Below are 13,860 nucleotides of genomic sequence, written 5' to 3'. Positions count from 1 at the left end.
TTGTGCCTAAATAACTATCTGCAGATGTGGGATGAAGATAATGTATTTGTTATCGGAGGTTCAAACTTCCCGCATAATGGAGGTTATAATCCGACTGGTACAGTTGGTGCTTTTGCTTATCGCGCGGCAGAAGGTATTGAAATGTATTTAGAAGATAATAGACAATTAGCTGAAGCAGGAGAAGTAGCCGGCGCTAACTAATATAAAAAAAGACTGTCTCTTTTGAGGCAGTCTTTTTTTGTCGAGATTACATATTTACAATAGCAGATGAAGTAACCGTTTTCATATCATGTGATTTCGTTAACTTATTCAAGTATTTACATTAAATTAACAGACTAATCTTAATTTTGCTGTAATAAATTCTAATTGTTAAAAACATGTGGATTAATGTTTCTTATGTTAATTAATGTAATCAAAGTGTAAATCGTCTGTGAGACCGCCGTTTAATTTGGTATAACACTACGTGGAGGGATTTTCACATGACTGAAAAAATAACAATGAACAACATCGTCAAACGATACGATAAAGAAGTTACTGTACTGGACGATATAGATTTAACAATAAATGAAGGTGAATTCTTTGTAATGGTCGGCCCGTCGGGCTCTGGTAAAAGTACTCTCTTAAGGATGATTGCGGGACTGGAGGATATTACTGACGGTGTGATGAAGATAGATGACAATGTCATTAATCATCTGCCTCCGAAAAAACGGAATCTTTCTATGGTGTTTCAAAGCTACGCTTTATATCCCCACATGACTGTGAGGGATAATATATTATTCGGTTTGAAAGCGCGTAAAGTAAATAAAGAAGAGCAGCAGAAAAGGCTGCATGAAACGACGGAGATGATCGGTTTAAGTGATTATCTTGACCGTAAACCAAGACAGCTTTCCGGAGGGCAGAGACAGCGTGTTGCGCTTGCCAGAGCAATTGTCAGCCAGGCACCGATTTGTTTAATGGATGAACCGCTGTCGAACCTCGATGCGAAGCTCCGTGCCAATATGAGAATTGAAATCCGACGTCTGCAAAGACAGTTTGGTCTGACGATGGTCTATGTTACACATGATCAGGTCGAAGCGATGACGATGGGTGACCGTATTATGGTACTGGACAGCGGTAAGATTCAGCAGGTCGGACGCCCGATTGATTTATACAACGAACCGGCAAACCTATTTGTAGCATCATTTATCGGATCACCAAAAATGAATATTGGAACGGTACAAAAAGATATTGGCAGTAAAAAATTTATTATTGAAGGTGAACTCGCTGTAGACGTTCCGGACAGAGTAATTGAAAGTTTGAAAGATATACCGAATATCACGGTCGGAATTCGTGCCGAACATATTACCCCGCCTGAAGAGGGCAAAGAAATACATACACTGGAAGTCATGAATGTCGAAAACTTGGGCAATGAAACTTCCATAGCGTTCGATGTTGGCAAAGAAATCTGGACGGCAAAATGGCCGGGGCAGTGGGATATCAAAGTAGGAGAAGCTCTCCCGGTTAATATTTCGCATGAAGATTTTGCATATTTTGATTCAGATACTACTCAATTAATCCGCTCTTCGAGAAGTGCTTTGAAAGAAGGAGATGAAATTGATGCAGTCCAGCAGCAGTGAATTACAAGATGTGTTTATGAAACAGAAAAGAAAGACACGGCGTAAAAATTTCATTAAAGGTATTATGTTTCTGCTGCCGTCGATTATTTTATTTTCACTCTTTCTATTCTATCCAATGATAAAAACATTGTACTTAAGCTTCTTTCTGACTGATATGGCCGGGACACCAACTGTATTTGTTGGTCTGGATAACTATATTCAGCTGTATACATCAGATATATTCAGGAAAAGTTTTATCTCTACATTTCTTTTCGTTCTTTATATCGTGCCGACATCTATAATTATTGCGCTGTTTTTAGCAGTGCTTGCCAATGAAAAGCTGAAAGGTGTCGGCTTATTCAGAACGATGTACTCATCAACAATGGGAATATCAGTCGCTGCAGGCTCAATATTCTGGATGTATTTATTCAATCCTTCGATGGGTCTTCTGAATGAAGCACTCGGAGTTATTGGTATCGACAGTATCGGATGGCTGACTGATCCGGATTGGGCATTGATTGCTATTTCCTTAACGACAATCTGGATGAATATTGGTTTTACATTTTTAATACTGCTCGGCGGATTACAGTCTATCGATCAGAGTCTGTACGAAAATGCGAATATTGAAGGCGCCGGCTATTTCAGGAAACTGTTTCAGATTACTGTACCGATGCTTTCACCAACACTGTTTTTCGTACTTGTTGTAACGATTATTAATGCCTTCCAGACGTTCGGACAAATTGATATTTTAACGAAAGGCGGTCCGCAGTACGAGACTAACCTGATTGTTTATTCAATTTACAGAGAAGCTTTCGTCAACAGACAGTTCGGTCCGGCCAGTGCTCAGGCAGTCGTATTATTCGTCATTATATTAATTATGACTGTAGTTCAGTTCAAGTTTGCTGAAAGGAAGGTGCACTATCAATGAGTATACCGCTGCCGCAGAAAATTATATTATACGTTCTTCTTATCGTCACATCACTCATGGTGTTTCTGCCTACAGCATTAGCTTTTATCATGAGTTTTATGACCAATCAGGACATTCTGGCAGGAAATCTGCCGCAGAGTTTTACACTGGATAATTATAAGTATGTATTTGAAAATTTTCCGATGCTTCAATATCTGATTAACAGTTTTGTTGTGTCAATTGTAATTATGATTGGCCAGCTTTTGCTGTCGAGTCTGGCAGCATATGCATTTGTGTTTTTGGAATTTAAAGGACGAGATATCATATTCTATATTTTTATCGCGACGATGATGATTCCATTTGAAGCTTCTGTCATTCCGAACTTCCAGACAATTAGAGATCTTGGCTGGCTGGATACATACCAGGGATTAACGTTTCCATTTTTTGCGATGGCATTCGGAACATTCCTGTTGAGACAGAACTTTAAAATGATTCCGAAGGAATTACGCGAGGCGAGTCTGATTGAGGGGATTGGTGATTTCAAATTCTATCTGACAGTCGTGCTGCCTGTGGCAAAGACGAGTTTAATTACTCTCGGAGTCTACGGCTTCCTCACCTCATGGAATATGTATCTGTGGCCGCTCCTCGCAACAACAAACGATAAAGTGAGAACGGTGCAGATTGGACTGAAGCAGATGAGCAGCCAGGAACAATTAAACCAGTGGGGTGTACTGATGGCAGGTTCGGTCATCGTTGTTATCCCAACGTTGCTGCTGCTGTTCTTTGGACAGAAACATTTACAAAAAGGTTTAACAGATGGTGCAGTTAAATAAAGCTTCAATATTTTAAAATATAGATTAGGAGTGTTCTTAAGTGAAGAAAAACAGCGTATTATTGTACATGGCTTTAGCGGTTACACTAATTCTCGCAGCATGTGGAGGTTCAGAAGAAGGTAATGAAGCGGAAGCTGAAGGTGAGACGGCATCCGAGGGGAAACAGACAGTAACATTCTGGCATGCAATGGGCGGCCAGGCTCAGACAGCTTTGGATGATATCGTTGCAGGTTACAATGAATCTCAAGATGAAGTTGAAGTCGTTGCTGAATATCAGGGCTCTTACGACGAAGCATTAACAATGTTTAACTCGGTTGCAGGCACTGACAGCGCACCAACAATGATGCAGGTATTTGAAATTGGAACACAGACGATGATTGACGGCGGACAGATTACACCAATTCAGGAGTTTATCGATGCTGAAGATTACGATATGAGCAATCTGGAAGAAAACATTACTACATACTATTCAGAGGATGACATGTTTTACTCTATGCCATTCAACAGTTCAACACCGGTAATGTACTATAACAAAGATGCATTTGAAGAAGCAGGACTGGATGCAGAAACTCCGCCAGAAACTTATGAAGCAGTAGAAGAAGCGGGCAGAGCAATTACTGAAAGCAATCCGGATATGAAAGGTTTCTCATTACAGGCATACGGCTGGTTATGGGAGCAGCTTTTAGCAAATCAGGGCGCACAGTTATTAAATAATGAAAATGGACGTGAATCAGCAGCGACTGAAATTGGCTGGTCTGACGAACAGGGTCTGTCAATTTTACAGTGGGTTGAAAACATGGTTAACGACGGTACATTTGCGAACTACGGAACTAACGGCGATAACATGGCAGCTGGATTCTTAGCTGGTGATGTTGCAATGTACATGCAGTCTTCTGCAAGTGTAAGAGAAGTAGTGGACAATGCGGACTTCGAAGTAGGTGTTGCATTTATTCCTCATCCGGAAGGCACGGAACGTGAAGGTGTTGTTATCGGCGGAGCGAGCCTTTGGATGATGAACGGCGCACCAGAAGAAGAACAGCAGGCAGCATGGGAGTTCATGAAGTATCTGCAGCAGCCGGAAGTGCAGGCTGAATGGCATGTAAACACAGGATATTTTGCAATTAACCCGGCAGCATACGAAGAAGAAATTGCGGTTCAGGCACATGAAGAAACACCGCAGCTTCAAGTAACGATTGATCAGTTGCAATCTACAACACCATCAAATGCAACACAGGGTGCATTAGGAAACTTCCTTCCTGAAGGACGTCAGGTCGTTGAATCAGGGCTTGAATCAGTCTATAACGGTGAAGATATTGAAGCAGCACATGAAACGATTGTAGAAAATTACAATCAGGTCATCGAACAATCTAACGCAGCTCAAGGGAATTAAAATAAAAAGATGTCTGCCTCATTTACTGAGGCAGACATCTTTTTATGCTTTTGGTCCGGCAGGACGACTTTCATACAGCTCAATCCACTTATCCACAGTCATTTTCTCAGCGAGTTCCGCGAGCAGTTCATAAGGAATCTTTTTCGGATTGGTAAATCTGATACAGCTCTTGCCCATGTTTAACTTAGTTGTCATGTGTTTCGGATATTCCTCTGTAAACCAGTCGTAGATTTCGGGTTCACGATACATGCCCATATGATATACAGCGAGGTGTCTTTTCTGAGCGGCAATACCGATAAACGGCAGCGGCTCATTATCGACATGATACCCTTTCGGGTATTGTTCAAGAGGGACTTCAAAACCCGGCATGCCATGTGAAATACCGATTTCAAAACCTTGTGGCAGATGCGTTTCAATTGTTTCCCATGTTTTTAAAAAAGCTACTTTCCATTTCTCATCAATATTTTGAACGTACTCATCAAAAGTCATCACTATCCCCGCCTTTTATTAATTACTTCTATTATAGTCACTAAAATTTAAATGCAAACATAAAAATACCCGGGATATTTCCCGGGCATTATCATTATTTAGTGCTTATTTTCTGTAATCGTTCTCGTCTACATCTAACTCTTCACGACGAACTTCTTCAGATACATGTTCAACGTCTTCGTGTTTTTCTTTTCTAATTCTAACTTCTTCATTTACTACATTTTCTTTTTCAACGTTGACGCGTTCTTCGTTAACCGGGATACGAACTTCGTCCACATCATCAGCGTCATTAAAGCCGCCTCTAGCCGGTACATCGTCAACTGGATTCCGTTCAATAACAACTTCTTCGCGTTCTACAGGGATATCAAATTCCTGTCGGTCTGTTTCGACATGTTTGTCGACTTTCACTTCACCAGTCTGAACGTTTTCTTTATCAACGTTTACACGTTCTTCTCGCAGCTGAATTCTTTCTTCTTCAGTAAGACCATTATCACGGTCAACTGCACGTGCATCGAGTTCAGGATCCGCATTATAGTTATTGTTTACAGCACCGCCTGCGAGGCCGGCACCTGTAGCATTAGCTTTGTTATCATAATCGTAAGTGTCACGTGTTTCCCCGTAATTCATAGCGCTGTCTGAGCTATTATCCGGTGAATCAACGTAAACTAATACTTCGCCCGCATTTAATGAATTTCTATACTGGACCTGTTCTGACTGACTTAATCCTAAATCATTTAATACTTTCTCTTCAGGATCATCAGGTGAGAAGAATGAAACAAACTTATCCCATGCTGAACCTTCTGCATCTTGGAAGTTAACTTCGGTATTTCCAAAAGCTTCTTTGTTAATCGGCTGCTGTGATAAAACCGTAATGTTATTGTCTGCAACACCTTCTGCTCTTAATTCTTCAACGCGTGTTAAGGCATCATTTTCTGTAACATAATTTTCAATTCTACTCATAAATATTCCCCTCCATAGAGATAATTATTTTTTGATTTTAATTTTGAAATCAGTTTTCTCTGTCACAGTATATAATTTACCCAGCCTACTTTTTCTAAAACATAAATGAAATATTTTTCCCGATCAAATTTTAAAAGGTCGGCAGAATAAGTCCGAATAAGTATAGATATAAATAAGTAGTTTATCGACTGCATTATAAGGTATGTATAATAGTAAAGAATTAAAAAGGGGAAGATTATTATGAGAAAGGCATGGGCGTTATTCTTATTTGCAGCCGTGATGATTGTTTTAACTGCATGCGGCAATAATGAAGAAACAAGGACCTTTGAGTTAAGCGACCAGGGTGTCCAGAGTACGCTGGTTTATACCCATAGCGATGACGAAGTTATCAGCCAGTCGACGGAGAACATCATTAATTATGAAGAGCTTGGTATTGATAAAGCGCAGGCTGAAGAAATTTTTGCCGGCTATTCAGATCAGTATCAGGATTTAGCGGGAGTGGAACACAGCTTTGAGTTTGGCGATGATGAAGCTACAGAAAACATTTCCATCGTTTATGAGGAAATCGATGCTGAACAGCTTGAAGGTGTGGAAGGTATAGAGTTTGAAGGGGACCCGTCTGAAGGTATCAGCATGGAACGTTCTGCGGAAATGCTGATTGATCAAGGTTATACTGAAGTTGAAGAGTAAAGTGATTTCCCGGGACAATTTATCGGTTCTTATACACCTGTAAATATCCTGGGATTTTTAGTGCTGTAAACGATAGTTTCCGGTTATACTAGTAAAGAATATATTGTTGGGAGTGACGGCTGTGCAAAAAGTTCTTTCATTAAATAATATTATTTGGCGTCGTAATGGCGAAACGATATTGAACGATATATCATTTGAAGTAAACGACGGTGAACAGTGGGCAGTTCTTGGATTGAACGGGGCAGGAAAAACTTCAATACTCGATATCATTATGGGATATAATTATCCTACAGACGGCAGCGCAGAAGTTATCGGTACAGAGTTCGGCAAAGCGAGTCTGCCTGAGATGAGGAAGAGAATCGGATTTGTCAGTTCAAGTCTCGATAAATTTCATGAAACATTGAACAGAGAGACAGGCCTCAATATAGTACTGAGTGGTAAATTCTCATCATTCGGTATTTATCAGGATATCGATAGAGTATCCGGGGAGAGAGCGGCAAGTATACTGAAAGAATTGAACCTGGAGCATTTGTCAGACAGAACGTATAACACCTTTTCACAGGGGGAACGGCGCAGAATATTAATCGGACGTGCGCTGATGGGGGAACCGGAACTGTTAATACTCGACGAACCATGCAGCGGCCTCGATATCCGGGCAAGGGAAGATGTTCTTAAAATAGTAAATCGTATTTCGCTTGAAGCGCGCCATCTTTTATACGTTACGCATCATATAGAAGAGCTGACAAGTGCTATTACTCACGTCCTGTTGATAAAAGACGGCAGGATTGTGGCTGCAGGACCGAAAAAAGAAGTGCTGACCAGTGAACTCCTGAGTGACACTTATAAAACGCCTGTTAAAGTTTATTTTGAAAATGAAAGACCATGGCTTGTTATTGATAATATGGAGGGTGACAATGATTAAGAAATACATAGTGACATTAATTGCAGTCTTACTAATATTTGCCCCTGCCCGGGCATTTGCAGTTGAGCAGGATAATACTGTTGATGACGGAACAGGTACATATTATGGAGAACCTTGGCAAGAAGAAGCACCGTATGATAATTCGTATGAAGAACCAGTCTATGTAGAGAATTATCAAAATAACGGTACAGTAGAAGAAGGTGCGTGGAACGACGGTTATAATAGTACGGAGGACAACACTTATAATGAGGGCTCTAACGATCAGTATACAGAGCCTGAAGTATATGAGGAACCATACACAGAATCCGAAACAGAAACGTATGAAGAACCGTATACAGAACCTGAAGTTTACACAGAACCCGAAACTTATGAGGAACCATATACTGAGCCAGAAGTTTACACAGAACCTGAAGTATATGAAGAACCTTATACGGAACCTGTGACTGAACCGGAGCCAGAAGAAGAACTTTCTATTAATACAGTTAAGGGAGAAGGCTATACTGTCAGCGGTGTGGTGACAGGAGATAATCAGCCGGCTGAAAACGTCAAACTCTTACTATCAACAGAGAATGATTCAATAGAAACGGTATCTAATAATAATGGTGAGTTTACTTTTGAAGATGTAGCGAACGGTATTTATACATTGAGTGCGGCTGACAGCGAGACTTATGAAGCTTCAGCAGAGCCTGTGGAAGTTACAGTCGAGAACCGTAATAAGCTCGGTTATGACATTGCAGTGACACCAATTGAAACGAAAATAGAGGAAGCTCCTGAAGAAACAGAAGAAACAGAAGAAACAAAAGAACCGGAGCCAGAAGAAGAACTGCCGGTTGAAGAAGCGGAAACTGATCAGCAGTCCTCTGATGCATCAGGTGGTATGTCTCCATTTGAATTGATACTTATTGCAGGCGGGACAATACTGCTCCTTGCTGCAATCGGAATTGCTTTATTCAGGAAAATATCAGCCAGATAAAAGAATTCTTGCATCACGAGAGCTAGTTTGTTATTATAAAACATACCGTGCTAAGCGGGGAGGTAGCGGTGCCCTGTACTTGCAATCCGCTCTAGCAAGGCTGAATTCCACTTTTGAGGGTTTGAAGTGTGAGGACTGCCTCGGAAGCTCCAGTGTTGAGATCGCGGTCCTATGCAATAGAACGTCACGAATCATGTCAGGTCCGGAAGGAAGCAGCATTAAGTGGCCCATTCTATGTGCCGTAGGGTTGCCGTGGTTGAGCTGGACTCCCGAGTAACGCTTGTTCATCATACTCGAAAAAGTGGTGCACGGTTTTTATTTTGACTTCATAATGATGAGGTCTTTTTTTATGCCTAAAAACAGGAGTATAAGAATCCTGTATGTTATAATTATAGCTAGAATTTATGAAGAGTTGAGGTGCCATACTAATGGAGTACCAGGCGTTATACAGAGCTTTTCGGCCTCAAAAGTTTAGCGATGTAGTTGGCCAGCATCACGTCACAAAAACTTTGCAAAATGCTATTATGCGTAATAAGGAATCCCATGCTTATTTATTCAGCGGGCCGCGCGGCACCGGAAAAACGAGTATTGCCAAGGTCTTCGCTAAAGCATTGAACTGTCAGTATGAGACGGGCGGGGAACCTTGTAATGAATGCGAGTTGTGCATGTCTATTACAGATGGCAGTGCCAATGATGTAATTGAAATTGATGCTGCGAGTAATAATGGTGTTGATGAAATACGTAATATAAGAGATAAAGTAAAATATGCTCCGGCAGAAGCGGAGTTTAAAGTATATATAATAGATGAAGTGCACATGTTAACAACGGGTGCGTTTAACGCCTTGTTAAAAACATTGGAAGAGCCGCCGGCTCATGCTATTTTCATCCTGGCTACAACAGAGCCGCATAAAATACCTGCAACAATTATTTCCCGCACTCAGCGCTTTGATTTTAAATCTCTTGATATAGAAGAAATTACTGAGAGGCTTGAATTTGTTGCAGAAAAGGAAAACACTGCTTACGATAAAGACGCATTGTCGTATATCGCACGTATCGCAGAAGGCGGTATGCGTGATGCGTTATCGATAATGGATCAGGTCATTGCGTTCAGCGGTGATGAAATTACGATGCAGGATGCCGTGATGATTACGGGCGGTATCGAAAGAGATGAATTGAACGAGTGGATGAAGTTTATCGAACAGAAAGATTCTGAAGCGGCGTTTAAGAAGTTTCATCAGCTGATTGATGAAGGAAAAGATCCGACGCGTCTCGTACATGAACTGGTTTACTTTATAAGAGATATTATACTAATGAAGCATTCAGGAGAAATTCTGGAAGAGACTGCGTTTGTTCATGTTGAAGATGAACTTCTGTATAAGATGGTCGACGTATTGAACGATGCGATGGTCAGTATGCGTTTTTCTGTGAACGTCAGCGTTCATTTGGAAATTGTTATCGTTAAACTTATCCGGGTGCTGGATGCACCCGTACCTGCAGCAGCTGGGGGCGGTGCATCATCGGAAGAAATTGCAGAATTGAAAGCGCAGCTTAAACATCTCGAGCAGAAAATTGCTGCGGGTGCAGCCGTAAAAGAAAAAATGAAAAGACCGGCACCCTCAAGAAGCAGACAAGGTTTTTCTGTAGAAAAAATAGAACGTGTACTGAATACTGCTAACAAGGAAGATTTGGTTAAGCTTAAAGACGGCTGGCCTGGAGTGTATCAGTATATAGAAGAAAAAGGTCTTCAGTCTCTCCGCGCGTTAATCAAAGACTCGGTGCCGGTCGCAGCAAGTGATACTCATGTGCTGATTAAATTTGATAACGATGTGCATTCTGAGCTGATAAATCAAAATGCCGAGAAGAAAGAAGAACTCGAAAATCTAATTACTACTATTATAGGTAAAAAAGTGCAAGTTGTCGGAGTACCTGATTCAAGCTGGCAGCAAGTCCGTCAAAATTATATCGACAGCCATCGTAATGATATGCAGCAAAAGCAGCCGACAGAGAAATCTTCGGATGTGGCAAAGAAGATGTTCGGGGATATCGTCGAAGTTAATGATTGATAGTTTGTAAAACGAGTGTAATCATATATAATATACAAGTGATAAAATAATGTATCGGAGGATGAAAACATGCGCGGTGGTATGAATAATATGCAAGGCATGATGAAACAGATGCAGAAAATGCAAAAGGAAATGGAAAAAGAGCAGGAAAAACTGAAAGAAGAAAAAATTGAAGGTACAGCTGGCGGCGGTATGGTCACAGTAGTAGTATCCGGTCATAAAGTAGTATTAGATGTCATCGTAAAAGAAGAAGTTGTAGACCCGGAAGATGTTGAAATGCTGCAGGACTTAATAGTTGCTGCGACGAATGAAGCTTTAAATAAAGCAGACGAATTGTCGAGCGACCGTTTAGGCAAGCACACTAAAGGCTTAAATATCCCAGGGATGATGTAAATGCATTACCCTGAACCGATATCGAAGCTGATAGACAGCTTCATGAAATTGCCGGGTATTGGGCCGAAGACAGCCCAGCGCCTGGCATTTTATGTACTTAATATGAAAGAAGACGATGTGGTCGACTTTTCGAAAAGTTTAATGCAGGTGAAGCGGGAGCTGACATTCTGCAGTATATGCGGGCACATTACCGATGTGGATCCATGTTATATCTGTGAGGATAAAAACAGAGACCGCACAACAATTTGTGTCGTGCAGGATGCGAAGGATGTTATCGCTATGGAAAAAATGCGCGAATACAACGGACTCTATCATGTACTGCAAGGTGCGATCAGCCCGATGGACGGCATAGGCCCTGAAGATATAAATATCCCTTCATTATTGGAACGCTTAAAAGATGAGGAAGTAAAAGAACTGATTCTGGCAACGAACCCTAATATAGAAGGAGAAAGTACCGCGATGTATTTAACGCGTCTGATAAAACCGATTGGAATCAAGACGACGAGGCTTGCGCACGGCCTTCCTATAGGCGGCGACCTTGAGTATGCAGACGAAGTAACACTCTCTAAAGCAATTGAATATAGAACGGAAATATAAGAGCCGAAAGGCTCTTATAATCTTTTTAAAAGAATTTTAAATAAAGGGTTGCACTAGCTGGCATTGTCCTGTATAGTTATCTCTTGTCAGGTTCGAAACAAGCACACAACAAAACACAACAAACTAATTAACAAAAAGAAACAAATTAGTGCTTGCAATTGAAAACCTCACATGCTATACTAATTAAGCAGTCAACAAGAGCTTAACAAAACAAACACACAAAGAAAACAAAACTTTACAAGAGAACATTGAAAACTGAATGACAATATGTCAACGTTTTAATTCCGAATGAAAAAGTCTTCTATTATATAGAAGCACACATTGAGGCGAACAATTCAAACGCAAACGAGATACTGTCAGCAGTATCACAAAGAGCTTAAGTTTAAGTTCTCCAATCATGGAGAGTTTGATCCTGGCTCAGGATGAACGCTGGCGGCGTGCCTAATACATGCAAGTCGAGCGCAAAGATCAGGAGCTTGCTCCTGTGATTTGAGCGGCGGACGGGTGAGTAACACGTAGGCAACCTACCCTTGAGATTGGGATAACTACCGGAAACGGTAGCTAATACCGGATACGACCTTTCCACATAAGTGGAATTGTTAAAAGGCGGATTTATCTGCCGCTCATGGATGGGCCTGCGGTGCATTAGCTAGTTGGTGAGATAGTAGCTCACCAAGGCGACGATGCATAGCCGACCTGAGAGGGTGATCGGCCACACTGGGACTGAGACACGGCCCAGACTCCTACGGGAGGCAGCAGTAGGGAATCTTCCGCAATGGACGAAAGTCTGACGGAGCAACGCCGCGTGAGTGATGAAGGGTTTCGGCTCGTAAAACTCTGTTGTTAAGGAAGAATACTTGAGGTAGTAACTGGCCTTGAGATGACGGTACTTAACCAGAAAGCCACGGCTAACTACGTGCCAGCAGCCGCGGTAATACGTAGGTGGCAAGCGTTATCCGGAATTATTGGGCGTAAAGCGCGCGTAGGCGGTAAAATAAGTCTGATGTGAAAGCCCCCGGCTCAACCGGGGAGGGTCATTGGAAACTGTTTTACTTGAGTACAGAAGAGGAGAGTGGAATTCCATGTGTAGCGGTGAAATGCGCAGAGATATGGAGGAACACCAGTGGCGAAGGCGGCTCTCTGGTCTGTTACTGACGCTGAGGTGCGAAAGCGTGGGGATCAAACAGGATTAGATACCCTGGTAGTCCACGCCGTAAACGATGAGTGCTAAGTGTTGGGGGGTTTCCGCCCCTCAGTGCTGCAGCTAACGCATTAAGCACTCCGCCTGGGGAGTACGACCGCAAGGTTGAAACTCAAAGGAATTGACGGGGACCCGCACAAGCGGTGGAGCATGTGGTTTAATTCGAAGCAACGCGAAGAACCTTACCAAATCTTGACATCCTCTGACAACTGTAGAGATACAGCTTCCCTTCGGGGCAGAGTGACAGGTGGTGCATGGTTGTCGTCAGCTCGTGTCGTGAGATGTTGGGTTAAGTCCCGCAACGAGCGCAACCCTTAAGTTTAGTTGCCATCATTAAGTTGGGCACTCTAGACTGACTGCCGGTGACAAACCGGAGGAAGGTGGGGACGACGTCAAATCATCATGCCCCTTATGATTTGGGCTACACACGTGCTACAATGGACAGGTTACAAAGGGCAGCAACGCCGCGAGGCCAAGCGAATCCCATAAAACTGTTCTCAGTTCGGATTGGAGTCTGCAACTCGACTCCATGAAGCTGGAATCGCTAGTAATCGTAGATCAGCATGCTACGGTGAATACGTTCCCGGGTCTTGTACACACCGCCCGTCACACCACGGAAGTCGATAACACCTGAAGCCGGTGGGCCAACCATTTATGGAGGCAGCCGTCGAAGGTGGGATGGATGACTGGGGTGAAGTCGTAACAAGGTAGCCGTATCGGAAGGTGCGGCTGGATCACCTCCTTTCTAAGGAATATATGGAGCATCTACTTGTTAGATGGACCATTCGGAAAAACGTTTTGACATATTGTATTCAGTTTTGAATGTATCTTTACAGTGTAAAGTTCA

At 42.1% G+C, this 13,860-nt stretch carries 12 protein-coding genes, 1 rRNA gene, 1 other RNA gene and 1 pseudogene; 13 read left to right on the top strand and 2 right to left on the bottom strand.

Translation table 11 applies throughout. The features are described from left to right. Positions 1-6 precede the first annotated feature (6 nt). The 5 genes and pseudogenes from G4D76_RS07450 to G4D76_RS07430 all read left to right on the top strand — a co-directional run. Positions 7-201 (top strand): annotated as a pseudogene (locus G4D76_RS07450) (GMC oxidoreductase); the annotation flags it as partial. Positions 202-479: 278 nt separating this feature from the next. Further along, positions 480-1,616, top strand: a complete 1,137-nt coding sequence (locus G4D76_RS07445) for an ABC transporter ATP-binding protein (RefSeq protein WP_213809548.1) — start codon at positions 480-482, stop codon at positions 1,614-1,616. Further along, the gene (locus G4D76_RS07440; RefSeq protein WP_213809547.1) at positions 1,588-2,523 is read left to right on the top strand and encodes a carbohydrate ABC transporter permease; all 936 of its coding nucleotides are present in this window, start codon (positions 1,588-1,590) and stop codon (positions 2,521-2,523) included. Before G4D76_RS07445 ends, G4D76_RS07440 begins: the two co-directional genes overlap by 29 nt. Further along, entirely contained in the window at positions 2,520-3,335 is an 816-nt protein-coding gene (locus G4D76_RS07435; RefSeq protein WP_026859031.1) for a carbohydrate ABC transporter permease, read from the top strand. Before G4D76_RS07440 ends, G4D76_RS07435 begins: the two co-directional genes overlap by 4 nt. Before the next feature lie 40 nt (positions 3,336-3,375). After that, positions 3,376-4,725: an ABC transporter substrate-binding protein gene (locus G4D76_RS07430; RefSeq protein ID WP_250129834.1), complete on the top strand. Its 1,350-nt coding sequence runs from the start codon at positions 3,376-3,378 to the stop codon at positions 4,723-4,725. 42 nt (positions 4,726-4,767) lie between these two features. On the opposite strand, the gene G4D76_RS07425 is transcribed toward G4D76_RS07430, so the two are convergent. Continuing rightward, positions 4,768-5,214: a DUF1801 domain-containing protein gene (locus tag G4D76_RS07425; RefSeq protein ID WP_213809546.1), complete on the bottom strand. Its 447-nt coding sequence runs from the start codon at positions 5,212-5,214 to the stop codon at positions 4,768-4,770. Between the two features lie 105 nt (positions 5,215-5,319). Continuing rightward, positions 5,320-6,174, bottom strand: coding sequence for a DUF2382 domain-containing protein (locus G4D76_RS07420; protein ID WP_213809545.1), 855 nt, complete (start codon positions 6,172-6,174; stop codon positions 5,320-5,322). Positions 6,175-6,414: 240 nt separating this feature from the next. On the opposite strand from G4D76_RS07420, the gene G4D76_RS07415 reads away from it, so the two are divergent. From G4D76_RS07415 to G4D76_RS07380, 8 genes are all read left to right on the top strand, one after another. Beyond that, positions 6,415-6,864: a YehR family lipoprotein gene (locus G4D76_RS07415; RefSeq protein ID WP_035785254.1), complete on the top strand. Its 450-nt coding sequence runs from the start codon at positions 6,415-6,417 to the stop codon at positions 6,862-6,864. A gap of 121 nt (positions 6,865-6,985) precedes the next feature. After that, positions 6,986-7,786 (top strand): ABC transporter ATP-binding protein, encoded by an 801-nt coding sequence (locus G4D76_RS07410; RefSeq protein ID WP_213809544.1) that lies wholly within the window; start codon positions 6,986-6,988, stop codon positions 7,784-7,786. Next, the gene (locus G4D76_RS07405) at positions 7,779-8,759 is read left to right on the top strand and encodes a carboxypeptidase regulatory-like domain-containing protein (protein ID WP_213809543.1); all 981 of its coding nucleotides are present in this window, start codon (positions 7,779-7,781) and stop codon (positions 8,757-8,759) included. Before G4D76_RS07410 ends, G4D76_RS07405 begins: the two co-directional genes overlap by 8 nt. Before the next feature lie 45 nt (positions 8,760-8,804). After that, an RNA gene (ffs, locus tag G4D76_RS07400) (signal recognition particle sRNA large type) lies at positions 8,805-9,071 on the top strand. 116 nt (positions 9,072-9,187) lie between these two features. After that, the gene (gene dnaX, locus G4D76_RS07395; protein WP_213809542.1) at positions 9,188-10,822 is read left to right on the top strand and encodes a DNA polymerase III subunit gamma/tau; all 1,635 of its coding nucleotides are present in this window, start codon (positions 9,188-9,190) and stop codon (positions 10,820-10,822) included. Between the two features lie 69 nt (positions 10,823-10,891). Continuing rightward, positions 10,892-11,215: a YbaB/EbfC family nucleoid-associated protein gene (locus G4D76_RS07390; RefSeq protein WP_026859038.1), complete on the top strand. Its 324-nt coding sequence runs from the start codon at positions 10,892-10,894 to the stop codon at positions 11,213-11,215. Continuing rightward, entirely contained in the window at positions 11,216-11,812 is a 597-nt protein-coding gene (recR, locus tag G4D76_RS07385) for a recombination mediator RecR (protein ID WP_026859039.1), read from the top strand. It abuts the gene before it with no gap. Positions 11,813-12,206: 394 nt separating this feature from the next. Beyond that, positions 12,207-13,758, top strand: a 16S ribosomal RNA gene (locus G4D76_RS07380). Positions 13,759-13,860 lie beyond the last annotated feature (102 nt).

This window comes from Jeotgalicoccus sp. WY2 (assembly GCF_018437745.1).
Classification (GTDB): Bacteria; Bacillota; Bacilli; order Staphylococcales; family Salinicoccaceae; genus Jeotgalicoccus; species Jeotgalicoccus psychrophilus.
This window is presented reverse-complemented; position numbering and strand designations above follow the sequence as displayed.

Excerpts from the sequence above, each read along its gene's own strand:
- G4D76_RS07445 (WP_213809548.1), top strand. The coding sequence starts at position 480 with ATGACTGAAAAAATAACAATGAACAACATCGTCAAACGATACGATAAA.
- G4D76_RS07440 (WP_213809547.1), top strand. The coding sequence starts at position 1,588 with ATGAAATTGATGCAGTCCAGCAGCAGTGAATTACAAGATGTGTTTATG.
- G4D76_RS07435 (WP_026859031.1), top strand. The coding sequence starts at position 2,520 with ATGAGTATACCGCTGCCGCAGAAAATTATATTATACGTTCTTCTTATC.
- G4D76_RS07425 (WP_213809546.1), bottom strand. The coding sequence starts at position 5,214 with ATGACTTTTGATGAGTACGTTCAAAATATTGATGAGAAATGGAAAGTA.
- G4D76_RS07420 (WP_213809545.1), bottom strand. The coding sequence starts at position 6,174 with ATGAGTAGAATTGAAAATTATGTTACAGAAAATGATGCCTTAACACGC.
- G4D76_RS07415 (WP_035785254.1), top strand. The coding sequence starts at position 6,415 with ATGAGAAAGGCATGGGCGTTATTCTTATTTGCAGCCGTGATGATTGTT.
- G4D76_RS07405 (WP_213809543.1), top strand. The coding sequence starts at position 7,779 with ATGATTAAGAAATACATAGTGACATTAATTGCAGTCTTACTAATATTT.
- dnaX (WP_213809542.1), top strand. The coding sequence starts at position 9,188 with ATGGAGTACCAGGCGTTATACAGAGCTTTTCGGCCTCAAAAGTTTAGC.
- G4D76_RS07390 (WP_026859038.1), top strand. The coding sequence starts at position 10,892 with ATGCGCGGTGGTATGAATAATATGCAAGGCATGATGAAACAGATGCAG.
- recR (WP_026859039.1), top strand. The coding sequence starts at position 11,216 with ATGCATTACCCTGAACCGATATCGAAGCTGATAGACAGCTTCATGAAA.